This is a genomic window from Nonomuraea indica, assembly GCF_002850745.1.
GTDB lineage: Bacteria > Actinomycetota > Actinomycetes > Streptosporangiales > Streptosporangiaceae > Nonomuraea > Nonomuraea indica.
Genome location: NZ_KZ559478.1, coordinates 81379 through 106923 on the forward strand (window position 1 = coordinate 81379; position 25545 = coordinate 106923).

Below are 25545 nucleotides of genomic sequence, written 5' to 3' on the forward strand. Positions count from 1 at the left end.
TCCGCCGACGGCATGGCGAGTGCCTGGGGCAAGGTCGCCATCAGCCAGTTCGGCCATGTCGTGTACGGCAACCTGGAGGACACCCGGGGCAAGGGCTGCGCCTGGGCGGTGCTGCGGGCGCAGGACGCGAACAACGGGCGCTGGAAGACGTTCGGCTTCTACAACTGCACGCCGGGTGTCGGGACGTTCCGCAAGGACTACGGGAGCGTGCTGCAGATCAAGGTGCAGGTGTGCCGCGGCACCTCGAAGGCCCCCACCGGCGATTGCTCGAAGCAGAAGACCATCCTCACCCAGGGTGGCTGACGGCGCTCGCGGCGTCGAGGGAGTCGAGCCAGGCGAGGAGGCGGTCGCCCTGGCTCGTCATGACGCCGGGGTCGCGCAGGGCGTTGGACAGCAGCGACATGCCCTGGTACGCGCCGACCAGCGTGAGGGCGAGCCCGGCGGGGTCGGGCAGGCCGAGTGCGCCGAACTGCCGCTCCGCCCAGTCGAGCAGCAGCCGGATGACCTTGCCCGCCTCCAGGTCGAGACCGCCTTCGGCGCGCTTGTCCAGCTCGACGGCCAGCGTCCCGGTGGGGCAGCCGTAGCGGGCCGCCACGTCGCGCTGGCCGACCCACGCGGCGACCAGGCCCTTGAGCCGGTCGCGGGGGTCCGGGAGGGCGTCGAGACGGTCCGTGAGCGTGCGCAACTGCCGGGCGTGCTCGGTGAGCGCCGCCGCGACGAGTTCGTCCTTGGTCTTGAAGTAGTAGTAGACGTTGCCCACCGGCACGTCGGCGGCCCGGGCGATGTCGGCGATGGTGGTCCGCTCCACGCCCTGCCGGTGGACGACCTGCGCGGTGGCGGTCATCAGCCGTTGCCGCTTGGAGCCCGCCGTCGCCCGGGAGCCGGCCCCGGAGCCCTTGGAGTCAGTCACCTGACTCACTATAGACGTCCCGGACGAGCGAATACCGTGATCCGCGACGACAAGGAGAGTTCATGAACCGTAAGACCGCTGTCGCGTCGTTAGCCGCGGCCCTGCTGGTCACCGGGTGTTCGGTGACCATCCCCGAGCCCGACCAGAAGGGCATCGTGTACGACGCGGGGATGTTCTCCGACACCACGTTCCAGAACTGTGTCGATCCCGGCGTGCGTGACGTGTCCGGCTGGGGCGACAAGGGCTACGTGTACCCGGCCGGGCAGCGTACGTTCGAGTTCGCGGCCGACCCGAACGACCCGTCGGGCGACAGGACGAAGCCCGGAGCGGAGGCGGGCCCGCTCACGATGTGGACGAAGGACCCGCTGGAGATGCGGGTGTCCGGCGTGGTGACGTTCTCCCTCACCGGCGACTGCCAGACGTTGCGGCGCTTCCACGAGCAGATCGGGCTGAAGTACGAGGCCGACACCGACGCCGGCTGGGACAAGCTGCTCAGCGTCTACATCGGCCAGCCGCTCGACCGGGCCCTGGACGCGGCCAGCAAGGAGTTCGCCTGGCGCGACCTCACCTACGTCAACCCGCAGGCCAAGCAGCAGTGGGAGACCAAGGTCGCCGAGTACATGGGACAGTTCCTGCGCGAGCAGGGCGGCACGGCGTTCTTCGAGAAGTTCTCGGTCACGCTCCAGCAGCCGCAGCCGCCGCTGAAGGTGCGTGAGGCGATGGCGGCCGTCCAGCAGGCGCAGGAGGAGAACACGGCGCAGAAGGCCAAGAACGAGAAGGCCCGTACGGAGCTGGAGGCGATCAAGGCGCTGAAGGACGTGCTCGGCGCGCAGGGCGCGGTCATGTGGCAGGCGGTCAAGGACGGACGGATCCAGATCATCGTCTCGGACAGCGGCCAGATCAACGTCACGCCCAACCGCGGCGGCGGCAACTGAGCCACCGGTCCCCCGCCGCGTCACGCACGGGGAGCCCGGCACGTCACCCGCGTCGCCGCCCGCGGCCGCCGCGACGGCTCCGGCTGCCCCGGCTGCCCGGCGCGTGGCCGTCCGGCATGCGCAGCCGGTGACGCGGGGCGCGGGCCGGCACGGACACCAGGTTGCGGAATTCGGCCATGGCCACGTCGGCCGGATGATCGGAGTTCGCCACCGCCGCGACGATCTCGGACGCCTCCCTGCCCGCCACCTCCGCGAGCTGGGCCACGACCTGCTGCGGGCCGCCGAGTTCGAGGAGGTTGAGCAGACCTTCGGCCATCAGCGACAGCTGCTCCCGCGGGCTGAGCTGCTCCGGGCGTACCTTGCCGGCGTCGACGAGGGCGGTCAGGGCGATGGGCCCCAGCACGCGGTCGTCCCGCAGGCGCGGCAGCATGGCGCGGCCGTCGGCGTGCAGTTGCACCAGGGTGTCGAGCAGGGCGGCAGCCCGGGAGCGGAACGGGCAGGCGCGCACGGCGTCCAGCAGCGGCTCCACGCTGCCGCCGTTGGCGGCCAGCCAGCGGCGCAGCTCCTCCTCGGCCTGTTCCTGCGGGTAGTGCTGGGCGAGCATGCCCAGCAGCTCGGCCGGCGCGGCGCCGGCCAGCTCGCCGACCAGCGGGGCGTCGCGCCCCTCGGCGAGCAGGCGGTCGCGCACGGCCCGAACGCCCAGCGGGGTCAGCTGGACGAGAGGGCCCGGCTCGGCCAGCCGGGCGCGCAGGCGGGCGCGGGCGTCGGGCGGCAGATCGTGGTCGTCGATGTCCAGATCGCTGGAGTAAAGGTCGTCGGCCAGGCCGTGGCTCAGCTCGACGGCGCCCAGGGCCGCCAGCGCCTCGAACGTCGAGTCAAGCCCCTGGCGCACCTGCTCCCGCCAGACGCCGTCGTCGAAGCCGAGGTAATCCTCGCAGGCCAGCAGGATCGGCTCCGCGAGGCGGGCCACGGGCATGGGAGCCGGCATGCCGTACACGGAGTTCAGCGCGTCGTCCACGATCTCGTCGAACAGGCGGGCCAGCGGCGAGCGGGACGCACCGATCGCGGCGCCGAGGTCGAAGAAGGACTCGAAGGCCCGTGACCACAACCGCTCGGGCTCGCGCAGGAGCGGTGCCGCCTTCGCCACCCGCAGCAGGCGGCCCTTGCTCACCCGGACGAGCCGCGCCGCCTTCGCCCAGGCGACCAGCAGTCCGACCTTCGGCAGCTCCGCCGCGCTGCGGGCGCGCAGGTCCTGCTCGCCGGTGCCGAGCAGGGCGGCGAGCTCGCGGGCGTCGGTCAGGCGGAGGTTGCCGGTGCCGGTGAGTGCCCGCCCGCCGCTCCCCGTCCAGTCCGCCAGTGCCACCAGCTGCCGTACGACTTCGCTGCGCGCCGCCGCCGCGGTGAGTGCGGCCGGCGGCGGCAGGGTGACGGGTGGCTGCGGGAACGCCCGCTCCTCATCGGGCCCGGACTCGAAGAACCGGGCCATCACCAGCCTGTCGAGCAGGTCGGCGTCGTAGTCGACGCGTCCGGCGTCGACGTCACGCCGGAACCTCGCCACGGCCTTGCCGTCGGTGAGGTCCACACCGTGGTCGAGTGCCGTCCGCGTCCAGAACGTTGCGACGCTCTGCCGGTCGGGATCGTCGAGCACGGCCGGATACTCGGCCGCGGTCGCGTCCACGGCCGCCTCCAGCTCGGCGGGCGTGGCGCCCCGCGGATCACGCAGTCCGGCCTCGGCCAGGTAGCGGAACATCGTCGTCAGGCTGTCAGGCGCGGCGTCCAGCACCTCGCGGGAGGCGACCACGTGGTGCGGAAGCCACTCCAGCAGGAAACGTCGCACCTGCCGGGCGTTCCAGAAGCACAGCCGCCCGTCCCGGCTGCGGTGTCGCGACTCCAGCGCCGCATCCACGATCACGCCCTCGACCGGCAGGCGGCGCTCGCCGGCCCAGGTGAGGCAGCGGCGAACCAGCAGTGCCTTGGCCGCCTCGAACTCCTCGTCCTCGTCCGGCTCGAACCACGTCCTCATGATCTGCTCCGGCTCGACGGTGCTGGCTGCATCACCCGCAGCGTATCCCCTCAGCCCACACCACAGCGGCCTTTCGGCCGCGCGGGCGGAGCGCGGGTGCGAGGCGCCGAAATGGCCGAAAGTGGCCGGGATCGTGTGGCGGGTGCGGGAATCGAACCCGCCCTGTGCGGCTTATGAAACCGCCGAGCACACCAGCGCCCTCACCCGCCCTGGCAGGCGAGCCTGCGGGGCATGTGCGTGCCGCTACGCATTCGCCGCATGTCGCCCTCCTCCGGCTCGGGTCGCTGGACTTACGAGGATGCTGGATCCGCCGTACGCGGTGCAACGGGATATCGGGGCCCCGCCGCACCGCGTCCCGGCCGGCGGTCGCCGGGGCCCGCCTAGAAGAGGCCGAGCTTCTTGGGCGAGTAGCTGACGAGGAGGTTCTTGGTCTGCTGGTAGTGGTCGAGCATCATCTTGTGGTTCTCGCGGCCGATGCCCGAGTTCTTGTACCCGCCGAAGGCCGCGTGGGCCGGGTAGGCGTGGTAGCAGTTGGTCCAGACGCGGCCGGCCTTGATCTCGCGGCCGAGGCGGTAGGCGGTGTTGCCGTCGCGGGTCCAGACGCCGGCGCCCAGTCCGTACGCGGTGTCGTTGGCGAGTTTCAGGGCCTCGTCCACGGAGTCGTAGGTGGTGACGGCGACGACCGGGCCGAAGATCTCCTCCTGGAAGACGCGCATGTCGTTGGTGCCGCGGAAGATCGTCGGCTCGATGTAGAAGCCGCCTTCCAGGCCGGGGACGGTGCGCGGGCCGCCGCCGGTGAGCAGTTCGGCGCCCTCCTGCCGGCCGATGTCCAGGTACGAGAGGATCTTCTCGTACTGCTCGCTGGACGCCTGGGCGCCGATCATGGTGGCCGGGTCCAGCGGGTCGCCGGAGACGATGGCGCGGGTGCGTTCGACGCAGCGGGCGATGAAGTCGTCGTAGACGGCGGAGTGGATCAGCGCGCGCGACGGGCAGGTGCACACCTCGCCCTGGTTGAGGGCGAACATCACGAACCCCTCGACGGCCTTGTCCAGGAAGTCGTCGTCGGCCGCCAGGACGTCGGGCAGGAAGATGTTGGGGCTCTTGCCGCCCAGTTCGAGGGTGACGGGGATGATGTTCTCGCTGGCGTACCTCATGATGAGCCGGCCGGTGGACGTCTCGCCGGTGAAGGCCACCTTGGCGACGCGCGGGCTGGACGCCAGCGGCTTGCCGGCCTCCACGCCGAAGCCGTTGACGACGTTGACCACGCCGGGCGGCAGCAGGTCGGCGATCAGTTCGATCACCAGCAGCAGGCTGACGGGGGTCTGCTCGGCGGGCTTGATGACCACGCAGTTGCCCGCGGCGAGCGCGGGGGCGAGCTTCCAGGCGGCCATGAGGATGGGGAAGTTCCAGGGGATGATCTGGCCGACGACGCCGAGCGGCTCGTGGTAGTGGTAGGCGACCGTGTCGGGGTCCAGCTCGGCGAGGCCGCCCTCCTGGGCGCGGATGACGCCGGCGAAGTAGCGGAAGTGGTCCACGGCCAGCGGCAGGTCGGCCGCCAGGGTCTCGCGTACCGGCTTGCCGTTCTCCCATGTCTCGGCCACGGCGAGCGCCTCCAGGTGCTGCTCGATGCGGTCGGCGATCCGGTTGAGGATGTTCGCCCGCTCGGCGGCCGGGGTGCGGCCCCATCGTCCGGCCGCGGCGTGGGCGGCGTCCAGGGCCAGCTCGACGTCGGCCGCCGACGAACGGGCGACCTCGCAGAACACCTGGCCGGTCACGGGGGACGGGTTGTCGAAGTAGCGGCCTTCGACCGGTGCGGTCCAGTCGCCGCCGATGAAGTTGTCGTACCGCCGGGCGAAGCTGACGATGCTGCCGTCGGTGCCTGGCTGCGCGTACACCATGGGACGCTCCTCGCTGGTCGGTGTGCCGTCGGGTGATGGGGCTCACTATGCGAGGACGAGGTTGGTGAAAGGTTGGCGTCCGCGTCAGCCGTGCAGGGCGCGGTGCAGCCTGCCGAGGGCGATGCCGCGCCGGGCGTCGCCCGGCGCGAGCAGGCGCAGGGCGTGCTCGTGCACACCCGCGTCGTACGGCACGCGCTCGCCGTACCCGAGCGCGTGCTCGGCGTCGTCGCCGGCGAGGACGGCCTCCCTGACGGCCACCTCCAGGTGCCGTCGCCACTCCACGATGCCCGGCGCCTCCGACCAGGGCAGCAGCGGGCCGCGGTAGTGCCGCAGGGCCGCGGCCACGTCGCGGCGATCGAGCGCGCGCAGCACCTCGGCGGCGTCGCAGGTGACCGGCCGGGTCAGCGCGTACCTGCGGGTGGCGACGCCGCCGCCGAGCGCGCGCCGCAGGTGGGAGATCTCGGCCTTGAACGTGGAGACGGTGACGTGCCGGTCGCCGTAGAGGGCGTCGCGCAGGCGTTCGGGGGTGAAACCGCCGGGTTCGAGGGCGAGCAGCGTGAGGATCTCCACCTGGCGGGGACGCAGGCGCAGCGGCGTCTCGCCGAGCCGGACGTCCTGGGCGCCCAGGCAGTCGAGCCTGATGTCCGAGCCCGGCGGGCTCGTGTCGACGGCCGGGTCCAGGCGGGCCTCGACGGCCGCGGCCAGCGAGCGGACCGTGGACATGGCGAGCGGGTGCGAACGGTCCCAGGTGGTGGACAGGTCGAGCACGCCGAGGACGCGGCCGCCCGGGCTGCGCAGGGGCGCGCAGTAGCACACCCAGCCGTGCAGGGCGGCCACCAGGTGCTCGGCCGAGAAGACGGTGCTGGGGCGGCCGGTGAGCAGGGAGAGGGACAGAGCGTTGGTGCCCATGGCCGGCTCGCCCCACCGCCCGCCCGGCGCGAAGTTCACCCGCTCGGCGCGGCGGCGCATCACCCTGCCGCCGCAGGTCCACAGGATCGTGCCGGACTCGTCGGTCACCGCGGCCACGTAGCCGGCGTCGTCGGCGACGCCCCGCAGCTCGTCGGCCAGCGCCGTCACCGGGCCGTGGAGGGGCGAGGCCGGCCAGCGCGCGTCGCTCTCGGCCACCGGCGCGGCGTCCCTGGCGGGGTCCACCGTGGCCAGCGAGCGCCGCCACGACTCGGCGACCTCCCTGCGCAGCGGGGATCCGGCGTGGGGCGCCGTGCGCGGGTCGCGGACGCGGCGGGACCACTCGTGTTCCAGCGCCGCGCGCCGCTGACGGAGGTCGCCGTGTTCGGCCATGGGGCTTCCCGGGTGTGCGTGGAGTGCCGTGCGTCCCCACATGGTGCGTCGCCGGACCGCCCGAGGTCCAGTGGGCGGCGGGAGGTCAGGGCACCGCGTACGTGCTGTCGCGGACGTCGGTGATCGCCATGGAGCCGGGGGCGTGGCTGATGGCGAACGGCGGCCGCGACCGCATGACCGCCGCCTGGGACGTCACCCCGCAGCACCAGAAGACCGGCAGCTCCCCGCGCCGCACCTCGACCGGGTCGCCGAAGTCGGGCCTGTCGAGGTCGGCGATGCCGAGCAGGGACGGGTCGCCCACGTGGACGGGAGCGCCGTGCACGGCCGGGTAGCGGGAGGTGACGCGCACCGCGACCGGGACGAGGTGGGCGGGTACGGGCCGCATCGTCACCACCAGCGGGCCCGACAGTTCGCCGGCGGGGCGGCAGGCCCGGTCGGTGCGGTACATGGGCACGTTCGTGCCGGCCTCGAGGTGGCGTACCGGCACGCCGGCCTCGACCAGCGCCCGCTCGAAGGTGAAGCTGCAGCCGAGAAGAAAGCACACCAGGTCGTCGCGCCAGTAGGGGGTGACGTCGGCCGTCTCGGTGACCTGCTCGCCGTGCTCGTACACGCGGTAGGCGGGCAGGTCGGTGCGCAGGTCGCCGTCGAAGATCGACGCGGCGACGTCGCCGGGCTCGGTGACGTCCAGCACCGGGCAGGCCTGGTCGTTGCGCTGCGCGAACAGCAGGAAGTCGTACGCGCGGTCCTTCGGCAGCGCGAGGAGGTTGGCCTGCGTCCAGCCGGCCGACCAGCCGGACGTGGGCGTGACCAGCCCGGCGCGGAACGTCTCACGGGCCTCGCGCGGGGTGAGCCGGGCCGGGTCCGAGGGTGGTGTCATGTCGCAGCCCTTTCGCGGATCGGATGAGCCGGTCGGAGGAGCCGGGTCGGAGGAGCCGGGTCGGAGGAGCGGGATCAGATCAGCCGGAAACGTACGCGCTGGCCGGGGCGGGCCTGGGCGGCGCGGTCGACGTCGCGGGAGCAGACGACCGCGATCACCGGGTAGCCGCCGGTGAGGGGGTGGTCGGCGAGGAACAGCGTGGGCTGCCCGGACGGCGGCACCTGCAGCGCGCCGGGGACCATGCCCTCGCTGGGCAGCTCGCCCGTCCTCGCGCGCTCCAGGGCCGGGCCGCACAGCCGCATCCCGACCCGGTCGCTGTCGGTGGTCACCAGGTACGGCTCGGCGCACAGCCGGTCCAGCGCCCCGGCCGCGAACCAGTCGTCGCGCGGGCCCGCGATCACGTGCAGGAGCACGTCACCGCAGGGGGGGTCGGCGACCGGCGCCAGGTCCAGCGTCGGGAACCGCGCCGGCGGCGGCCCGACCGGCAGCAGGGAGCCCTGGACGGGGCGCGGCGGGCCGAGCCCGGCGAGCGTGTCGGTGGCCAGCGAGCCGAGCACGGGCGTCAGGTCGATCCCGCCCCGCACGGCGAGGTAGGTGCGCAGGCCCCGGCCGGGGACGCCGAGCCGGAGCGTGGCGCCGTCGGGCAGCGGTTCGACGGCGTTGTGGCCGAGTTGCCGTTTGCCGCCGTCACGGCAGGTGACGGTGGCCGGGCAGGGGGCGCCGGTAAGCGCCACGAGCAGGTCGCCGTGGGCGGTCACCCGCAGCCCGCCGAGCGTGACCTCCAGCGCGGCCGCGCCTTCGGGGTTGGCCAGCAGCCGGTTGGCCAGCCGCAGCGATCCCCGGTCGGCCGCGCCGGACCGGCCCACGCCCAGGTGGCCGTGGCCGGGCCGGCCGAGGTCCTGCACCGTGGTCATGGGGCCGGACGCCAGCACCTCCAGCAGGCGCGGGTCACCCATCGCGGACCTCGGTGAACCGTACGCGGACGCCGGGGCGCAGCAGGGCGGGCGGGTCGGCGGCGAGGTCCCAGACCGCGAGCGCGGTGCGGCCGATGAGCCGCCAGCCGCCGGGCGACTCCCTCGGGTAGACGGCGCTGAACTCGGCCGCCAGCGCCACCGACCCGGCGGGCACCCGGACGCGCGGCTCCGGGCGGCGGGGCACCACCAGGCGGGGATCGCCGCCGGCGAGGTAGCCGAACCCGGGGGCGAACCCGCAGAACGCCACCGTCCACGGTGTCCCGGTGTGCGCGGCCACCACGTCCCGCTCGGACAGCCCGGTCAGCTTCGCCACCTCGGCCAGGTCGGCGCCGTCGTACACGACCGGGATCGTCACCTCGCCGGCCGGTGCGGGCCGCGAGGCGGCGGGGCGGGCGGCGCGGACGGCCGTCTCGACCTGGCCCAGCCGGGCCGGCGAGTCGCAGCGGATCAGCAGGGTGCGCGCCGCCGGGAGGAGGTCGGTGACGCCGGGCACGGGATCGGCGGTCAGCGTCCCGTACAGGGCGATGACGTCGTCCAGCGTCGCGAGCTCCACCAGGAGCGCCGTGTCCCCGTAGCGGCGCACCGTCGGCGCCGTGGCCCCGTCCCTCGCACTCTGCGACGTGTCCATATGTTGAACCTAAGTATTGTTGAACGATCAGACAAGTCTTGGAAGCCAGGTTTCCTCGACGGTTACACAGAAGTGGCGGGCACGCCGTGTCCGCCGGGTCGTCGATCATCTCGCGTCCCGGGTGCGGCCGCTCCGCGTATCGTGAGGACATGCTGACGGTCGGCGTGGATCTCGCGGCGGAGGCGGCGCGGACCGCGGTGGCCTGGCTCGGCTGGGAGGAGGGCCGCGCCCGGCTCACCGGGGTGGCGGTCCGCGCGGACGACGACCAGGTGGTCCGGGCCGTGACGGGCGCCGCCAAGGCGGGGTTCGACTGCCCGCTCGGCTGGCCCGACCGGTTCGTCGACTTCGTCAGCGCGCACCGGGCGGGGCACGTACGGGTGCCGGAAGGGGTGGCGGGACGGGTGTGGCGGCGGGATCTGGCGCTCCGGGTCACCGACCAGGTGGTGCACGAGCAGACCGGGCTGACGCCGCTGAGCGTGTCCGCCGACCGCATCGGGCACGCCACCATGCGCTGCGCCGGGCTGCTCGCCGAGCTGGCGCTGCGGGGCCGGACGGTCGACAGGCGGGGCGGCGGGGCCGTGGTGGAGGTCTACCCGGCGGCCGCCCTGAAGCGCTGGGGGCTGCCGTACCGGGGGTACAAGCGCGCCGCCAACCTGGCGGCGCTCGGGCGGCTCGTCGACCGGCTGCTGGAGGCGGCGCCGTGGCTCGACCTGGGCGAGCACGAGCGGGTGTGCCGCGCCTCGGACGACGCCACCGACGCCGTCGTCTGTGCGCTCGCGGCGCGCGCCGCCGCCCTCGGCATGGTCACCGCGCCACCCGAGGATCAGGCCGGCGTGGCCGCCACCGAAGGCTGGATCGCCCTGCCCACCGCGCCGCTGGACCGGCTCGTCACAGCCGGGTGAGAAAGCCTCCTGCCCCCCCCGCCGCTGGACCGGCTCGTCACAGCCGGGTGAGGAACCAGTCGCAGGCCAGGCGGGCGACCTCCTCCAGGGCGCCCTTCTCCTCGAACAGGTGGGACGCGCCCGGCACGATCTCCACCCGGGCCTCGCCGGCCAGCAGCCGCACCGCCTGCCGGTTCAGCTCGATGACGACCGTGTCGTTGCCGCCGATGACGAGCAGCGTGGGCTGCCGCACCTGGGGCAGCGCGTCGCAGGCCAGGTCGGGCCGCCCGCCCCGGGACACGACCGCCCGCACCGGGCCGGGGCGGCGGGCCGCGGCCACCAGCGCGGCCGCGGCGCCGGTGCTCGCGCCGAACAGCCCGATGGCGGGGCCGCCGCCGGAGTCCTCCCGGGCGGAGGGGCCCTGCGGAGCCCAGTCGGCGACCACCGCCCAGTCGATCAGCTCGGTCATCCGGTCGGCGAGCAGGCCGATGTCGAACCTCAGCTCGCGGGTCACCGTGTCCAGCCGCTCCTCGGCCGGGGTGAGCAGGTCGGCGAGCACGGTCGCCAGGCCGGCCGCCTGCAGGTGGGCGGCGACGTAGCGGTTGCGCGGGCTGTGGCGGCTGCTGCCGCTGCCGTGCGCGAACAGGACCACGCCCCTCGGCCGGGCGGGCACGGCGACGTCCGCGTCCAGGACCACGCCGGCCATGGGGACGCGCAGGCTCTCCTCGACGACGGTCATGGCAGTCCCGTCGGGCGCACCCGGGTGTGTCGCGAGGGCGCCCGCACCCTCGCGACCTGCTGACATACCAAGCGTACGCCTCGGCCTCCCGGCCGCTCCCGATGCGCCGGCAGCGCCCGCAGCAGCGCGCCGACCGGGCAGCCGGCCGCTCCTACAGCGCGAGCAACGCGCTGACGGGCAGCCGGCTGTCGGACAACGGCCGGATGGCGATGCGCAGCAGCGCCAGCGCGTTGTCGTCACCGGCGATGCGGTTGGCGCTCAGCACGCCGCACGCCTCGCAGAGGTGGATGATCAGCCACTCGCCGTCGCCGCGCACGGTGACGCTGAACGCCGCCATGCGCCCGCGGCAGCCCGCCCGCCGATCGCCGGGCACCCGGTCGTCGACGTGCAGGCTGGTCAGGCAGTGCGGGCAGTGGTTGCGATGGGCCGTGCCTGGCGCGACGACGGGCACGTCGAGCCGGCAGCCGGCGCACCGGAACGCCTCACGGCCCTCCCCCCGGTGCGGGTCCTTGCGCCGTTGCGGCCGGCTCGCGACCGGTTTGCGGCGCGGCATCACAGATCCCCGAACGCTTCCAGCGGGAACGGCGGCTGAGCCAGTGGACGCACCGCCATCCGCATGAGGATGAGCTGGTTGTCGTCACCTGCGATCGGGTTGGAGGTGAGCTCGCCGCAGCGGGCGCACCGGTGGATGACCATCCAGCCGCCGCTGCGCAGCACGGCGATGGAGATCGGGATCATGCGGGACCGACACTCCGACGGTCCGCCCTCGACCCGGTCGAGGACGTGCAGGGAGTGCAGGCAGCTCGGGCAGTGGTTGCGTCGGCCCCCGTCGGGGGCGACCGCGGTGACGGTCAGCCCGCAGCGGACGCACGGGAAGGTATCGGTGATGGTGCGGGTCTTGTCGTCGGTGGACACCCTGGGTTACTCCTTGCCGGGAAACGTGCATGTGAGCAGCAAGGAAGCCCGAGCGGGCCTCGCGCGGTCAGGTGTGACCGGGCAGGCGTGACACGGTGGGCGGTCCGGCCGTCAGGGACGACGGAGCGGGGACGAGCCCACGGTGGGGCGAGGCGCGCCGGGCGCGGGGCGGGTCATCAACCACTCCTCTCCGGCGGCCGCGAGGCCACCCACGGTGTAGACGACAGACGACCGCGAGCGTAACAACGTACCGCTCGCGGTCGCCAACGATTTTCCGGCGCGTCCCAGGTGGTGGGACCGCCGGTGGACGGTCGCCTCAGACGGTGATGGTGGGGCGCTCGTCGCGGCGGTGCCGGCTGATGCGGGTGCCCACGCGCCTGAGCCGGATGCGGTCCCGGCGGTGGGCCGGCTCCAGCGCGATCGAGCGCGCCCCCTCGGGCACGTGCCGCAGGTCGTGCGTGATGAGGATCGTGGTCCGCCCGGCCATGAGCCGCCGCAGCGGCTCCATGACGCGCGCGGCCGTCACCTCGTCCAGTCCCGTCATCGGCTCGTCGAGCACGAGGACCGGCGCGTCGCGCACCAGCGCGCGGGCGATGGCGATGCGCTGCCGCTGCCCGCCCGACAGGAGCCTGCCGCGCTGCCCGACCGGCGTCTCGTACCCCCGGGGCAGCGTGCTGACGAAGTCGTGCACCCCGGCCAGCTCCGCTGCGCGGATCACCTGGTCGAGCGTGGCCCCCGGACGGCCGTAGGCGATGTTCTCCCGCACCGTGCCGGAGAACAGCATGCTCTCCTGGTGCAGGATGGTGACGTTGTCGCGGAGCGAGGCCCGTGTCAGGTCGCGGATGTCCACGCCGTCGAGCAGGATGCGTCCCGCGTCCGGGTCGTAGAACCTCAGCAGCAGCTTGGCCAGCGTCGACTTGCCCGCCCCGCTCGGTCCGGTGCAGACGATGAGCTCGCCCGGCGCGGCGGAGAAGGACAGGTGCTGGAGCGTCGGCCTCCTGCGGCCGGGATAGGTGAACGAGACGTCCTCGAACTCGACGTGCCCGCGGCTGCGCGAGACGAGCGTGACGGCGGTGCGGCGGTCGGTGACGGCCGGCCGCGTCCGCAGGACCTCCATGACCCGGTCGGAGCCGGCGGCGGCCTCCGACACCGACAGCGCGATCTCGCCCAGCGCCTGCACGGCCGGGTAGAGCATCGCCAGGTACGCGGCGAAGGCCAGCAGGCCGCCGAGCGTGAGCCGGCCGGCGGCGATCTCCCAGGCGCCGAAGCCCAGGATGACGATCATGCAGACGGTCTCGATGACCTGCACGATCGGGCCGTACAGACCGGACAGGCGGGCCTGCGACAGGTTGGCGCGCAGCCAGCCGCGCCCCTCCGCGTGCAGCCGCCTGGACTCGGTGGCCTGGCGGTTGTACGCCTGGACCAGCGACTGGTTGGCGAGGCTCTCCTCGATGACGCTGTTCATCGCGCCGTTGCTGAGCCGCTCGCTGGCCGAGGCGGTCCTGAAGCGGCTCGCGAACGCCTTGGACACCACGAGGAAGCAGGGGACCAGCGCCATCGTGATCAGCGCGAGGTCCCACCGGACGAAGAACGCGGCCCCGGCGAAGAAGACGACGCTGACCATGGTGGTGAACACCTTGACCAGCCCCGATCCCACCAGTTGCTCGATCGACTCGATGTCGTCGGTGAGCCGGGCCATCAGGTCGCCCAGTTTCCGGTTCTCGAAGTAGTCCGGCGACAGCGTCTGGACGTGGGCGTAGATCCTGTCGCGCAGCCTCAGCAGGAAGCGTTCGCCCGCGAGCGCGGTGACGTACGCGCCCCCGAACGCGCTCGCCCCGGCCAGTGCGGCGAGGCACAGCCAGGCCAGCGCGGGCTGCCAGAAGGCTCCCAGGTCGCGGGTGGCGAGCACCTCGTCGGTGATGCGTCCGAACAGGGCGATCGCCGCGACCTCGCACAGGGCCGCCACGATCGCGAACGTCCCGCCGACCACGAACAGCCAGCGCAGCCCACGCGTGTCCGGCCAGAACTCCCGGAAGGTCCGGCGGACGGACACGGCCGGCGCGAGCACTGCCGCGTCCGGCCGGTCCCTGGCGGAGAGTGAGAGCCGGCGGGTCGCCCGCCGGCTCTCACGTGGGGCTTCTACCACCACCAACCCCGGCGCCATCCGCCCCATCCGCCGCCCCACCAGCGGCGGCCGCAGCCACCTCCCCATCCACATCCGCAACGGCGACGACGGCAGCCGCAGCCGCCCCAGCCTGCCTTGAATCCGTTGAGAGTCATCGCTCTCTCCCCCCGTGATCGGGACTTTCATTTCAAAACGGGACGTTAGCACCCACACTCGCACAAATCACTACTAATCACAGTCATTAAATGAGACTTGACCGGACACGCCGAGAAAGGGGCTGGTTGCGCACATGCGGTAAATGACCAGCAAATATTCGTGTACGTCTTCTTACTCCTCTGTTGGTTTAACCTTCAACACGGGGCTCGACCAGCGGGGATGCCACCAAGAGGCAAGTCGGAGGAGCCACTTACGACCGACCTGAGTAGGCATTTCGCGCAAATGCCGAGCGCGGCCCGACGAGGCTCGGACCGGAGGCGGTGAACGGCCGTTGATGTGAACTCCGGAGTAACGTGCGGAGGCGCGATGTCTATGGGCCGGATCGCGCACTCATCCGGCCGGGCGAGGAACTCCCTCCTGAGAGGGAGCCGGGAGATCGCCCGGCTCGGCGATGCCCTCCGACCTGCGCGGACGCCAGGATTGCGGCACGACCTCGCCCCCGAAGGAGCCACCGCAGATGAACGTCCGCACCGCCTTCGTCGCCGCCCCCCTGCTGATCCTGGCCTACGGGCTGATCAGGATCGCCGACGGTTTCGACGGTGAACGGGGACCTGGCCTCGCCTGGACCACCGGCCACCTCGCCTTCCTCGCCGCCCTCGTGCTCTTCGTCCCGATATTTCGGGAGATGAGGCGGATGCTGGGCGGCACTCTCCTGGCCACCGCCGGCCTCGTGATCGGCGTCGCGGGCCTCGCCTGCGCGGGCGCCCAGTTCGTGATCGACATCGTCGTGGGCCTCATGGCCGCCGACCACGCCGCGATGAGCGTGCTGTTCGACCAGGTGCAGGCCGTACCGGGCGTCCAGCTCGCCGTCTACGACGCCGGGCCCTTCCTCTTCTACGCCGCCCAGCTCATGCTCGTCACCCACCTCGCCGCGCGCCGCCTGGTCAAGGCGTGGACGCCCCTGCTCGTGCTGCTCGACCTCGCGCTGCCGATCATCGACCGCGACTTCATCCCCGTGGGCGCGCTCCTGCTGCTGGTCTCGTTCCTGCCGCTGGCCCGCCGTTCCGCGCCCGCGCCCAGGCACATCCCCGCCCATGCGTGAGACCCGGCGTCCGGCTGCCTCCCGGTTCGCGGAAAGATGGGACGCCGTGCCCCATCCGACACTGGTCGACGTGGCCCTCCGCCGCCTGCGAGCGCTCCCCACCCCGCTGGTGGACGGGGCGCTTGCCGCCGTCATCCTCCTCGTCCAGATGTGGCCGCTGCTGACGGCGGACCAGCGCACCGGCGTTCCCTGGGACTGGTGGGGCTACGTGGTCGTCGTCGCGGCCTCGGCGCCGCTGGCGTGGCGGCGCCGCGCGCCGGCGGTCGTCCTCGTCGCCAGCCTCTGCGCGGGCGCCCTCTACGACCTCGCCGACCACGTGGCGCGCCAGCCCATCTGGTACGGCGCGCTCGTCGCGATCTACACGGTGGCCTCCCGGTCGGCCCGCCGGCTGCGGCTGGCCCTGCTGGCCTTCACCGTCGTCGGCGGCCTGGCGACGGTCGGCTCCTCGGAGACCGCCCTGCGCGGGGTCGTGCTGTTCGTCGCCGCGTACGCCATCGGCAGGGCCGCGGCCACCTCCCGCGCCCACGCGGCCGCCCTGGAGGAGCGCGCCGAGCACCTGGAGAGAGAGCGGCAGATGGAGGCCGAACGCGCGGCCGAGCGGGAGCGGGCCCGGATCGCCCGCGACATGCACGACATCCTCGCCCACGCGGTCAGCCTCATGGTCGTGCAGGCCGAGGCCGGGCCCGTGGTGGTCAGGAGCGACCCGGCCCGCGCCGAGGCCGCCTTCGACGCGATCGCCGCCGCCGGCCGCGACGCGATGGGGCAGCTCAGGCGGATGCTCGGCCTGCTGAAGGAGGACGAGGCCCCCCGGGCGCCGCAGCCGACCGTGGACGACCTCCCCGCGCTGGCGGCCCAGGTGTCGAACGCCGGGCTGGCCGTCGGCTGCACCGCCTCCGGCGTGCCTCGGACGCTGGCCCCGGACTGCGCGGTCGCCGCGTACCGCATCACGCAGGAGGCGCTCACCAACACCGTCAAGCATGCCGGGGCCCGGCACGCCGACATCAGGCTGACCTGGGACGACGACGGACTCCTGATCGACATCACCGACGACGGCCGGGGCGCGGGCCACGGGCTGCCGTCCGGCGGGCACGGCCTCATCGGCATCCGCGAGCGTGCGGCGGCCTGCGGCGGCACCGCCACGGCCGGGCCGCGGCCGGACGGACCGGGGTTCCGGGTGTCGGTGCGGCTGCCGGCGGAGGGAGCATGACCATGGACATGGCAGACAGCGCGGGAAGGGTGTGGCCGTGAGCGTGCGCATCGTGGTGGCGGACGACCAGGAGCTGGTACGGGGCGGGTTCGCGATGATCCTGGACGCCCAGCCCGACATCGACGTCGTCGCCGAGGCGGGCGACGGCGTGGCGGCGGTGGCGGCCGTCCGCGAGCACGACCCCGACGTGCTGCTGCTGGACATCCGCATGCCCCGGATGGACGGCATCGAGGCGGCCGGGATCGTGTGCGCGGAGACCGGCTGCCGGGTGCTCATGCTGACCACGTTCGACCACGACGACTACGTCTACGACGCGCTGCGGACGGGCGCCAGCGGGTTCCTGCTGAAGGACGTGCGCCGCGACGAACTGGTGAACGCCGTCCGCGTGGTGGCGGCGGGCGAGGCGCTGCTCGCCCCCACGGTGACCCGCAGGCTCATCTCGCAGTTCGCGGCCGGCCCGGCGGCCCGGCCCCGGCAGGCCGCCGCCGGGGCGCTGGAGGCGCTGACCGCGAGGGAACGCGAGACGCTGCAGCTCATCGCCCGGGGGCTGTCCAACGCCGAGATAGCCGAGGCGATGGTGGTCAGCGAGCACACGGTCAAGACCCACGTCAGCAACCTGCTGGCCAAGCTCGGGCTGCGCGACCGGGTGCAGGCGGTGATCGCCGCCTATGAGTCGGGACTGACCGTTCCGGGTGCGTAACGCGGGGTGCGGCGGGTAGGCGGGCCGTCATGACCACGGGAATCGAGGACTTCGACGCCGACATGCTCTGGGAGGAGTTCCACCAGGTGGTGAACATGACCTCCGAGGAGCTGCGCGCCTACCTGCTGGCCGACGCCTCCGGTGAGGAGGGCTTCCCGCCCGAGGCCGACCTGGGCATGGACGAGCTGGGCCGGGGCGTGCTGCACGTGCTGAGCAAGCGCAAGGGGGACCTGACCAAGGAGGACCTGGAGACCATGCGCCAGGTCGTGGACCTGGTGGAGACGCTCGGCGACAGGACGGACGACGAGTCGCGCCGGCTGCAGCTCTCGGTCGGCCACGACCCGCTGAGAGCCGCCTGACCGCCGGGGCGCGGCGGCACGGATGGCACCATGGGTGGATCGGGCACGACTCCGGTGATACCAGGGCCGTGCCGTCATCGTCCGAGGAGGCCCGTTGACCGACAACCTCGACCTCGCCGCCAGCGCCCAGGAATTGGCCGACGCCGCACCCGCGGGATCGCTGGACCGCGCGGCGGCGGCGTCCGTGGCCATCACCCTGGCCACGACCCGCGACGCCGCCCAGGCCCGGCAGACGCTCGACGGGCTGGCGCCCGACGACGTCCGGCAGGCCGCACTGCGACTCTTCGACCGCCTGCGCGGCGCCTGACCCGGACCGCGGGCTCGCCCGTGGAGTCGCCCGTGGGCTCGCCCGTGGAGTCGCCCGTGGAGTCGCCCGTGGAGTCGCCCGTGGAGTCGCCCGTGGGCTCATCCGTGGGCTCGCCCGTGGGTCGTCCGGGGCCTCGCCGGCGCGTCCCGTCAGAGGCGGATCTCGTACTCGACCTCGTCGATCGCGGTGCCGCCGTAGTCGTCGACGCGCCGCTCGCCCGACTCGGTGAGCCCGCACTTGGCGTAGAAGCGGCGCGCCTGCGGCGTGTCGCGCAGCGTCCACAGGTGCGCCAGGCCGTACCCCTCGTCGCGCAGCGCGGCGAGGGTGGCCGTCATGAGGGCGCCCGCGATGCCGGTGCCCCAGCCGTCCGGGTGGTTGTAGAAGCCGACGATCTCGGCGGCACCGGGCCGCCGCGGCGAGGCGCCGAAGCGGGAGAAGGCGAGCGGCCGCTCCCCCGCCGAGGCGAGCAGCACGGTGTCCGTCGTCTCGGCGAGCACGCGGTGCCACCGGGTGCGCCGTTGCTCCGCCGCCCGCGCGCAGAACTCGGGGTCGAAGAACCTCGCGTAGGCCGCGAGCCAGGTCGTGGCGTGGATGTCGCCCACCACCACGCTGTCGGCGGGCCCGGCCCGGCGGATCGTGAAGTCTGACGCCATGGCCGCATCCTAGGCGCCTGGCCGCACCTGACCCAGGGGGCTGCGCGAGACGGGCCTCAGGGTGACGGTCCACGAGCGTGACCGCACGCCGGCCGACCGGCTCCACGGCTACCGCCTGCGCATCGACCAGCAGGGTCAGGGGCGCAGGTCGTGGAACAGGGCGAGCCGGGAGTGGTGGTAGGCGAGGGCGTCCTCGTCGTGCGCGTCGCCCCTGCCCGCCGCCTTGTGGAAGTACGCGCACTCGCGGCGGATCTTGTGCCGGACGAGCTGGGCCAGCGTCTCGTCGTCGAGCCGGCCCGCCGTGCCTCCGGCCTCGTGGTAGGCGGCCATGAACTCCCGGGCCGGGCCGAACTCGTAGTCGCCCCACTCGGCCGCGGCGGCCGCCAGCTCCACCTCCGGGGCGCCGGTGAACGCCTCGTCCCAGTCGAGCACCGCGACGGGGACGCCGTCCCGGAACAGGACGTTGCCGGTGTGGTAGTCGCCGTGCAGCGCGTGCCGCCCGGGGTGCGCGGCGTGGAAGGCCGCCAGCCACCGGTCCAGCTCGGGGTCGGCCAGCTCGGGCGCGTCGGCGGGCGGCTCGCCGTACAGGCCGGTCTCCTGGAAGGCGGGCCGTGGGCGGGGCGGCGGGCGCAGGGCGGCCAGGGCACGGTGCAGACGGGCGAGCAGCCCCGCGGCGCCCGCGAGTTCGGCGGCGGACGGTTCGTCGTCGAGCCGGGCGCCCGCCACGTACGGCCAGACGGACACCGGGCGGCCCTCCACCTGGACGAGGGTCGCGCCGGCCGCGCAGGGCAGGGGGGCCACGGCCTCCGGCAGCAGGCGGACGGCGGGGAGCACGAGGGCGTGGCACCACCGCGCCTCGACCGGGTCCTGACCCGCCGGGCCTATCCTGACCACGTGGTCGCCCAGCCGGTAGGCGGCCGACTCCTCGCCTCCGCTCAACCGCTCGGCCGGACCCGTGACGCCCCAGAGCTCGGCCGCCACCCCGAACGCCGCCGCGACGAACGGCTCCTCCCCGATGATCATGACCGACAGCCTAGCGACCCACCGTGGCCCATGCTCGTGGCGAGCTACCGCGGGCGGGGAGAATGCGCCAGGGTTGGGGGGACAGCGCACCACATCGCGACGTGAAGGAGACCAGTGGCAGAGCCCGTCACGCTGGAGGCCCGAGGCAGCGACTTCGCCCGGCTGGCCAGGAAGATCAACGACGCCGGTCTGCTCGACCGGCGCCCCGTCTACTACGCGGTACGGCTGAGCCTGGTCCTGGCGGCCTACGCCGGCTGCTGGGCGCTCTTCTGGTGGGTCGGCGACTCGTGGCTTCAGGTCCTCGTGGCCGTGCCACTCGCCGTGATCTTCGCTCAGATCGGGTTCCTGGCCCACGACCTCGGACACCGGCAGGTCTTCCGGACCCGTCGGCCGAGCGACGTGGTCGGGCTGCTGATCGGGAACCTCGGCATCGGCCTCGGCTGGGGCTGGTGGAACACCAAGCACAACCGCCACCACGCCAACCCCAACCACGAGGACCACGACCCCGACGTGTCCCCGGCGGTGATCGTCTGGTCCACCGACCAGGCGAGGCGGAGCAGCGGCCTGCCGCGGTTCGTCGCCAGGTGGCAGGCGTTCCTGTTCTTCCCGCTGCTCACGCTGGAGGCCTGGCACCTGCACGTCGCCAGCTTCAAGGCGCTGGCCGACCCCACGACGAAGCGCCGGCCGGTGGAGGGGGCGCTGCTGGTCACGCACTTCGCGCTCTACCTGGGCGCGGTCCTCGCCGTGCTGCCGTGGGACAAGGCGCTGGTGTTCCTGGTGGTGCACCAGGGCCTGTTCGGCGTCTACCTGGGCGCCACGTTCGCGCCCAACCACAAGGGCATGCCGGTCCTGACCAAGGACGACAAGCTCGACTTCCTTCGCAAGCAGGTGCTGACGTCGCGCAACGTGCGGGGCGGGCTGTTCACCGACGTGCTGCTGGGCCAGCTCAACTACCAGATCGAGCACCACCTGTTCCCGAACATGCCGGCGCCCAACCTGCGACGGGCACAGCCGATCGTCCAGCGTTACTGCGAGGAGATCGGCGTCAGCTACCTGCAGACAGGGCTGATCGACTCGTACGGCCAAGCGCTGCGGCACCTGCACGAGGTGGGCGCGGTGCTGCGCGCCTGACCGGAGGCGGACTCAGCTCTGGGCGAGCCGTCGCTGCAGCTGGTCACGGCGCCGTTCCAGGTCGGCGATCAACTGCTCCTGCTCGTCGGCCATCGCGATCATCGCGCCGACCTCGATCGGGTCGGTGGCGCCGATGTCCCCGATCTGCTCGCGGACCTCCTTGTTCTGGGCCCGCAACCTGGCCAGGTCCTCTTCGACCTGTCGCAGCTCATCATCTGTGCTCATTCCCGGCCCCTACCCACGAGTGGGCCGGGCGCACCCGCCCCGGGAACAACGCTGCGACAGCCCGGGCACAATGGGCGCATGCGCAGGGTGCCGGCCACCACGGTCATCTCGTTCGCCGCGGTCGTCGTCGTGCTGGCCGGCACGGTCGTCGCCTCGCTGTTCACGCCGCACCGCGTCCCGAACGCCCTCGACGTCGTCCTGCCGCTGGTGGCGGCGGCAGGCACGCTGCTGCGCGAGCGCTTCCCCCTGGCGGCGCTCATCACCGTGGTGGCGGCGGTCGACGTCTACTACCGGTTCGCCGGGTACGACGGCCCGCTGATCGTCCTGTCCTTCCTCGCCCTCTACACCGCCGCCGACCGGGGTCACCTCGTCGCCGCCATCGCCGCCGGCGCCGTCTCGCTGCTGGCCATGGCCATCGGCGAGACCGGCGAGGTCCGGCACGTGGACGACAGCATGTTCGTGGCCGTCACCGGCTGGATCGTGGCCTGCATCGCCTTCGGCGGGGTCACCCGCAACCGCCGCGCCTACCTCCAGGAGGCCGAGCGGCGTGCGCTCGACGCCGAGCACACCAAGGAGGAGGAGGCCAGGCGGCGGGCGAGCGAGGAACGGCTGCGGATCGCCCGGGAGCTGCACGACGTGGTCGGGCACAACATCTCGATGATCAATGTCCAGGCCGCCGCCGCGCTGCACGGCCTGCACCGGCGTCCCGAGAAGGCGGAGGCGGCGCTGCGCACCATCAAGGACACCAGCAAGGAGACGCTGCGGGAGCTGCGCACCACGCTCGGCGTGCTGCGTCAGGTGGACGAGGACGCGCCGACGGCGCCCAGCGACAGCCTGGCCCGGCTCGACGCGCTGGTGGCGGCGACGGGCCTGCGGGTGACGACCGAGGTGTCCGGGCCGCTCGACGCGGTGCCGACCGAGGTGGACCTGGCGGCGGCCCGCATCATCCGCGAGGCGTTGACGAACGTCTCGCGGCACTCGGGCACCGACCGGGCCACGCTGAGCGTCACCAGCGAGTCCGGACATATCGTGATCAGGGTGGAGGATGACGGCCCCGGAGCGTCGTACACCGAAGGGAGCGGCTACGGGGTGCGCGGCATGCGCGAGCGTGCCCTGGCGCTCGGCGGCACCCTGGAGGCGGGCCCCCGCCCCGAGGGCGGCTTCCGCGTCGTCGCCGACCTCCCCCTGCCCGCCCCCGCACGCCCCCAGTGATCGGAGTCCGATGATCCGCGTACTGCTCGCCGACGACCAGACCCTCGTCCGCGCCGGATTCCGGTCCATCCTCAGCGACGAGGACGACATCGAGGTGGTGGCCGAGGCCGCCAACGGCGAGCAGGCCGTGGCCAAGGCCCGCGAGTCGCGCCCCGACGTGATCCTCATGGACATCCGCATGCCCGAGCTGGACGGCCTGGAGGCGACCCGCCGGATCGTCGCCGACCCCCGGCTCGACGGCGTCAAGGTGATCATCCTGACCACGTTCGACCTCGACGACTACGTCTACGGCGCGCTGCGCTCCGGCGCGGGCGGCTTCCTCGTCAAGGACACCGAGCCGGCCGAGCTGATCCACGCCGTCCGCGTGGTGGCCAGGGGCGACGCGCTCATCGCGCCGTCGATCACGCGCCGGCTGATCGCGGAGTTCGCCGGCCGGGTCAAGCGGCCCGACCCGAGCCCCCGGCTCAACGCGCTGACGGAGCGCGAGCGGGAGGTCATGACGCTCGTCGCGGGCGGCCTGTCCAACGACGAGATCGCCGAGCGGCTCGTGCTCAGCCCCGCCACGGCCAAGACGCACGTCAGCCGCATCATGACCAAACTGGGCGCCCGCGACCGGGCCCAGCTCGTGGTGTTCGCCTACGAGGCCGGCATGATCACCCCGGGCTGGCTCGGCTCCTGATACGTCCGGGGATGTACACCCGGCGGCCGGATGAGACCGGAGTCGTACGCCGGATGCCCGCTGCGGGCTGACGCGGCGGAGCGGACCGTAGCCCGAGGCTCTGTGGCATGGAAACCGTGGACCTCGCCCGCCTGCAGTTCGCGCTCACCGCCGGGGCGCACTTCCTGTTCGTCGCGCTGACGCTGGGCCTCGTCACGCTGGTGGTCGCCGTCCAGACCTGGGCGACGATCACCGGCAGCCCCGTCCACGAGCGGATGACGAGGTTCTGGGGCCAGCTCTACATCATCAACTACGCCATGGGCATCGTCACCGGCCTCGTGATGGAGTTCCAGCTCGGGCTGTCGTGGAGCGGGCTGACGGAGTACGCGGGCAACCTGTTCGGCGCCGCGCTGGCGCTGGAGACGCTGGTCGCCTTCTTCGTCGAGTCAACCTTCCTCGGCCTGTGGATCTTCGGCTGGAACAAGCTCAACCGGTGGGCCCACCTGGCGGTGATCTGGGTGGTCGCGCTGACGGCCTACGCCTCGGCGTTCTGGATCCTCGTCTCCAACGGCTTCCTGCAGAACCCCGTCGGGTACGTCGTGGACGGCGACCGGCTGCGGATGACCGACTTCGGCGCGCTGGTGGCCAACCCCGCCGCCCAGGTCGCCTTCTTCCACGTGCTCGGCGGCGCGATGATCGTGGGCGGGGTCTTCATGGCCGGGGTGAGCGCCTACCACCTGCGGCGACGCTCCCGTGAGCAGGACTTCTTCCGCAAGTCGCTGCGGATCGGGATCGCGGTGGCGCTGCCCGCGACGCTGTTCACGGCCACGTTCGGCGGTCTCGGCTTCCAGACGCTGCAGCCCGCCAAGGCGGCCGCGTGGACGCGTGACGTCTCCGGGCTGGCCGCGGCCCAGGCGGAGATGGTCGCCGCGCACGGCCCTGGCGACTACCTGCCGCCGGTCGCGTGGGTGCAGGCCGGCGGCATGACGATGATGCTGGCCTTCGCCGTGCTGATGTTCTTCTACGGGGGGAGCTTCCTGCTCATGCTGGCCCGGCCGGCGGCGCACGGCTTCCGGCTGTGGCACTGGCTGCTGACCGCGACGATCCCGCTGCCGTTCGTCGCCATGATCTCCGGCTGGATCTTCCGCGAGATGGGCCGCCAGCCCTGGGCCGTGTACGGCCTGCTGACCACGGCCGAGGCGATGTCACCGGTCACCGGCGGCCAGGTGCGGTTCTCGCTGGCCGCGTTCGTGACGGTGTTCGCCGTGCTCATCGTCGTCAACTCCTGGCTGCTGGCGAGGGCCGCCCGCCGCGGGCCCGACGCGGTGGCGTTGGGCGACCGCCCGATCGACGTCCCCTCCCCCGCCCTGACCTTCTGAGGAGCCCGTCATGGAGATCTTCATCCTGGCCTTCTTCACGCTCGGCTACCTCGTGCTGGCCGGGGCCGACATCGGGGTCGGCATGCTGCTGCCGTACCTGGGCCGCTCCGGCGGCGAGCGGCGCGAGGTGATCGCCGCCATCGCGCCGTTCTTCCTCGGCAACGAGGTGTGGCTGGTCGCCACCGCCGGTGTGCTCGCCGGGATGTTCCCCGAGCTGGAGGCCGAGCTGTTGCACGGCAACTACGGGCCGGTGGTCGTCCTGCTGGTGTCGTGGGTGGTGCGGGACGTGGGGCTGTGGCTGCGCGGGCGCCTGCCGGGCGAGCGCTGGCGGCTGTGCTGGGACGGCGCCGTCGTCGCCGGGAGCTGGGGTCTGGCGCTGAGCTGGGGCGCCCTGCTCGGCCACGTGCTGCTCGGCCTGAGCGGTCCCATCGCCGCGCTGCCCGCGCTGGTGCTGTCCGCGCTGTTCGCCGTGCACGGGCTGGCCTTCGCCACCCTGCGGCTGCGCGGCGAGCTGCGCCGGCGCGCGGCCGTGCTGTCCGGCGGCGCCGGCGAGGCCCGCACCTACGCCCTCACCGCCGGCGCGCTCATGGTGATCGGCGTGCTGGCCGGGACGCGGCTCCCGCTCGACGCGGGGCCCACGGCGTCGCTCCTGACACCGGTGATCCTCACGCTGCTCCCGCTGCTGGTCGCCGCGCAGGCGTGGGTGTGGTGGACGTTCCGGCACCGCGTGACCGGCCCGTCCTACCTGTGAGCGGCACCGCGTGACCGGCCCGTCCTACCTCTGCGCGCCCGCCCCGGGAATGCGTCGCGCCGGGGCGGGCGCTGTGACCGGCATGACGGTACGCGAACTACGGCTGGTCGTGACGGCCGAGGACTACGAGCAGGCGCTGGCCTTCTACCGCGACACGCTGGGCCTGCCGCAGCGGGCCGCGTTCTCCTCCGAGGGCGGCCGGGTGACGATCCTGGAGGCCGGCAGGGCCACCCTGGAGATCACCGACCCGCCCCACGCCGCCTTCATCGACGAGGTGGAGGTGGGCCGCAGGGTGGCGGGCCACATCCGGGTGGCGTTCGAGGTGGACGACTCCACGGAGGCGACGGCCCGGCTCGCCGCGGCCGGGGCGACGGTGGTGGCCGAGCCGACGCGCACCCCGTGGAACTCGCTCAACGCGCGCCTGGAGGGACCGGCAGGACTCCAGCTCACCCTGTTCGAGGAGCTGGGCGACTGACGC

Annotated in this window: 28 protein-coding genes and 1 tRNA gene; 14 read left to right on the forward strand and 15 right to left on the reverse strand. The window is 73.2% G+C overall.

What is annotated here, in order from left to right:
• The coding region (locus CXR44_RS28390) for a hypothetical protein (protein ID WP_219602024.1) at nucleotides 1-303 on the forward strand (303 nt) is incomplete at its 5' end.
• Here the strand turns inward: CXR44_RS28390 and CXR44_RS28395 are convergent.
• On the reverse strand, nucleotides 287-910 hold the full coding sequence (locus tag CXR44_RS28395) for a TetR/AcrR family transcriptional regulator (protein WP_245899495.1): 624 nt from the start codon (nucleotides 908-910) through the stop codon (nucleotides 287-289). The two genes, CXR44_RS28390 and CXR44_RS28395, sit on opposite strands and share 17 nt — an antisense overlap.
• 62 nt (nucleotides 911-972) lie before the next feature.
• Between CXR44_RS28395 and CXR44_RS28400 the strand changes: the two genes are divergently transcribed.
• On the forward strand, nucleotides 973-1845 hold the full coding sequence (locus CXR44_RS28400; protein WP_101789207.1) for an SPFH domain-containing protein: 873 nt from the start codon (nucleotides 973-975) through the stop codon (nucleotides 1843-1845).
• 43 nt (nucleotides 1846-1888) lie between these two features.
• On the opposite strand, the gene CXR44_RS28405 is transcribed toward CXR44_RS28400, so the two are convergent.
• From CXR44_RS28405 to CXR44_RS28435, 7 genes are all read right to left on the reverse strand, one after another.
• Nucleotides 1889-3868 (reverse strand): hypothetical protein, encoded by a 1980-nt coding sequence (locus CXR44_RS28405; protein WP_180903747.1) that lies wholly within the window; start codon nucleotides 3866-3868, stop codon nucleotides 1889-1891.
• A 136-nt stretch (nucleotides 3869-4004) separates the two neighbouring features.
• Nucleotides 4005-4077 (reverse strand) — tRNA-Met (locus CXR44_RS28410).
• 171 nt (nucleotides 4078-4248) lie between these two features.
• On the reverse strand, nucleotides 4249-5766 hold the full coding sequence (exaC, locus tag CXR44_RS28415) for an acetaldehyde dehydrogenase ExaC (protein WP_101789209.1): 1518 nt from the start codon (nucleotides 5764-5766) through the stop codon (nucleotides 4249-4251).
• An 84-nt stretch (nucleotides 5767-5850) separates the two neighbouring features.
• A complete protein-coding gene (locus tag CXR44_RS28420) occupies nucleotides 5851-7065 on the reverse strand; it encodes a helix-turn-helix domain-containing protein (protein WP_101789210.1) in 1215 nt (404 codons plus the stop codon).
• A gap of 85 nt (nucleotides 7066-7150) precedes the next feature.
• Nucleotides 7151-7942: a putative hydro-lyase gene (locus tag CXR44_RS28425; RefSeq protein ID WP_101789211.1), complete on the reverse strand. Its 792-nt coding sequence runs from the start codon at nucleotides 7940-7942 to the stop codon at nucleotides 7151-7153.
• A gap of 74 nt (nucleotides 7943-8016) precedes the next feature.
• A complete protein-coding gene (locus CXR44_RS28430) occupies nucleotides 8017-8898 on the reverse strand; it encodes a 5-oxoprolinase subunit C family protein (protein ID WP_101789212.1) in 882 nt (293 codons plus the stop codon).
• The gene (locus CXR44_RS28435) at nucleotides 8891-9544 is read right to left on the reverse strand and encodes a 5-oxoprolinase subunit B family protein (RefSeq protein WP_101789213.1); all 654 of its coding nucleotides are present in this window, start codon (nucleotides 9542-9544) and stop codon (nucleotides 8891-8893) included. Before CXR44_RS28435 ends, CXR44_RS28430 begins: the two co-directional genes overlap by 8 nt.
• Before the next feature lie 149 nt (nucleotides 9545-9693).
• Here CXR44_RS28435 and CXR44_RS28440 point away from each other — a divergent pair, with 149 nt between their 5' ends.
• Nucleotides 9694-10446, forward strand: a complete 753-nt coding sequence (locus tag CXR44_RS28440; protein ID WP_101789214.1) for a DUF429 domain-containing protein — start codon at nucleotides 9694-9696, stop codon at nucleotides 10444-10446.
• A gap of 37 nt (nucleotides 10447-10483) precedes the next feature.
• Here the strand turns inward: CXR44_RS28440 and CXR44_RS28445 are convergent, their stop codons facing one another.
• From CXR44_RS28445 to CXR44_RS28460, 4 genes are all read right to left on the reverse strand, one after another.
• Complete coding sequence (locus CXR44_RS28445; RefSeq protein ID WP_101789215.1) at nucleotides 10484-11164, reverse strand: dienelactone hydrolase family protein; 681 nt, start codon at nucleotides 11162-11164, stop codon at nucleotides 10484-10486.
• Between the two features lie 151 nt (nucleotides 11165-11315).
• A complete protein-coding gene (locus CXR44_RS28450; protein ID WP_101789216.1) occupies nucleotides 11316-11717 on the reverse strand; it encodes an RNHCP domain-containing protein in 402 nt (133 codons plus the stop codon).
• Nucleotides 11717-12079 (reverse strand): RNHCP domain-containing protein, encoded by a 363-nt coding sequence (locus tag CXR44_RS28455; RefSeq protein WP_101789217.1) that lies wholly within the window; start codon nucleotides 12077-12079, stop codon nucleotides 11717-11719. The genes CXR44_RS28450 and CXR44_RS28455 overlap by 1 nt, the downstream gene beginning before the upstream one ends.
• Before the next feature lie 316 nt (nucleotides 12080-12395).
• Nucleotides 12396-14147, reverse strand: a complete 1752-nt coding sequence (locus tag CXR44_RS28460; RefSeq protein WP_245899497.1) for an ABC transporter ATP-binding protein — start codon at nucleotides 14145-14147, stop codon at nucleotides 12396-12398.
• A gap of 730 nt (nucleotides 14148-14877) precedes the next feature.
• Here CXR44_RS28460 and CXR44_RS28465 point away from each other — a divergent pair.
• The 5 genes from CXR44_RS28465 (at nucleotide 14878) to CXR44_RS28485 (ending at nucleotide 18035) form a co-directional block, all read left to right on the forward strand.
• Entirely contained in the window at nucleotides 14878-15462 is a 585-nt protein-coding gene (locus CXR44_RS28465) for a hypothetical protein (RefSeq protein ID WP_101789219.1), read from the forward strand.
• Between the two features lie 46 nt (nucleotides 15463-15508).
• Nucleotides 15509-16669 carry a sensor histidine kinase gene (locus CXR44_RS28470; protein WP_245899499.1) on the forward strand — a complete coding sequence of 387 codons (1161 nt, stop codon included), beginning with the start codon at nucleotides 15509-15511 and terminating at the stop codon, nucleotides 16667-16669.
• A gap of 37 nt (nucleotides 16670-16706) precedes the next feature.
• The gene (locus tag CXR44_RS28475) at nucleotides 16707-17369 is read left to right on the forward strand and encodes a response regulator (RefSeq protein ID WP_101789323.1); all 663 of its coding nucleotides are present in this window, start codon (nucleotides 16707-16709) and stop codon (nucleotides 17367-17369) included.
• Between the two features lie 29 nt (nucleotides 17370-17398).
• Nucleotides 17399-17728, forward strand: a complete 330-nt coding sequence (locus tag CXR44_RS28480) for a DUF3140 domain-containing protein (RefSeq protein ID WP_101789221.1) — start codon at nucleotides 17399-17401, stop codon at nucleotides 17726-17728.
• Nucleotides 17729-17822: 94 nt separating this feature from the next.
• Entirely contained in the window at nucleotides 17823-18035 is a 213-nt protein-coding gene (locus CXR44_RS28485) for a hypothetical protein (protein WP_101789222.1), read from the forward strand.
• Between the two features lie 149 nt (nucleotides 18036-18184).
• Here CXR44_RS28485 and CXR44_RS28490 read toward each other — a convergent pair whose 3' ends face one another.
• Nucleotides 18185-18688 carry a GNAT family N-acetyltransferase gene (locus CXR44_RS28490; RefSeq protein ID WP_101789223.1) on the reverse strand — a complete coding sequence of 168 codons (504 nt, stop codon included), beginning with the start codon at nucleotides 18686-18688 and terminating at the stop codon, nucleotides 18185-18187.
• A 135-nt stretch (nucleotides 18689-18823) separates the two neighbouring features.
• A complete protein-coding gene (locus CXR44_RS28495) occupies nucleotides 18824-19711 on the reverse strand; it encodes a phosphotransferase family protein (protein ID WP_101789224.1) in 888 nt (295 codons plus the stop codon).
• Nucleotides 19712-19825: 114 nt separating this feature from the next.
• Between CXR44_RS28495 and CXR44_RS28500 the strand changes: the two genes are divergently transcribed.
• Nucleotides 19826-20842 (forward strand): fatty acid desaturase family protein, encoded by a 1017-nt coding sequence (locus CXR44_RS28500; RefSeq protein WP_101789225.1) that lies wholly within the window; start codon nucleotides 19826-19828, stop codon nucleotides 20840-20842.
• A gap of 12 nt (nucleotides 20843-20854) precedes the next feature.
• Here CXR44_RS28500 and CXR44_RS28505 read toward each other — a convergent pair whose 3' ends face one another.
• On the reverse strand, nucleotides 20855-21067 hold the full coding sequence (locus tag CXR44_RS28505; protein ID WP_101789226.1) for a hypothetical protein: 213 nt from the start codon (nucleotides 21065-21067) through the stop codon (nucleotides 20855-20857).
• A gap of 78 nt (nucleotides 21068-21145) precedes the next feature.
• Here CXR44_RS28505 and CXR44_RS28510 point away from each other — a divergent pair, with 78 nt between their 5' ends.
• The 5 genes from CXR44_RS28510 (at nucleotide 21146) to CXR44_RS28530 (ending at nucleotide 25542) form a co-directional block, all read left to right on the forward strand.
• Nucleotides 21146-22279 carry a sensor histidine kinase gene (locus tag CXR44_RS28510; RefSeq protein WP_101789227.1) on the forward strand — a complete coding sequence of 378 codons (1134 nt, stop codon included), beginning with the start codon at nucleotides 21146-21148 and terminating at the stop codon, nucleotides 22277-22279.
• A 10-nt stretch (nucleotides 22280-22289) separates the two neighbouring features.
• Entirely contained in the window at nucleotides 22290-22958 is a 669-nt protein-coding gene (locus CXR44_RS28515; protein WP_101789228.1) for a response regulator, read from the forward strand.
• Nucleotides 22959-23065: 107 nt separating this feature from the next.
• Nucleotides 23066-24316 carry a cytochrome ubiquinol oxidase subunit I gene (locus CXR44_RS28520; RefSeq protein WP_101789229.1) on the forward strand — a complete coding sequence of 417 codons (1251 nt, stop codon included), beginning with the start codon at nucleotides 23066-23068 and terminating at the stop codon, nucleotides 24314-24316.
• A 10-nt stretch (nucleotides 24317-24326) separates the two neighbouring features.
• Nucleotides 24327-25067 (forward strand): cytochrome d ubiquinol oxidase subunit II, encoded by a 741-nt coding sequence (locus tag CXR44_RS28525; RefSeq protein WP_101789230.1) that lies wholly within the window; start codon nucleotides 24327-24329, stop codon nucleotides 25065-25067.
• Between the two features lie 82 nt (nucleotides 25068-25149).
• The gene (locus CXR44_RS28530) at nucleotides 25150-25542 is read left to right on the forward strand and encodes a VOC family protein (protein WP_101789324.1); all 393 of its coding nucleotides are present in this window, start codon (nucleotides 25150-25152) and stop codon (nucleotides 25540-25542) included.
• Nucleotides 25543-25545: the final 3 nt, after the last annotated feature.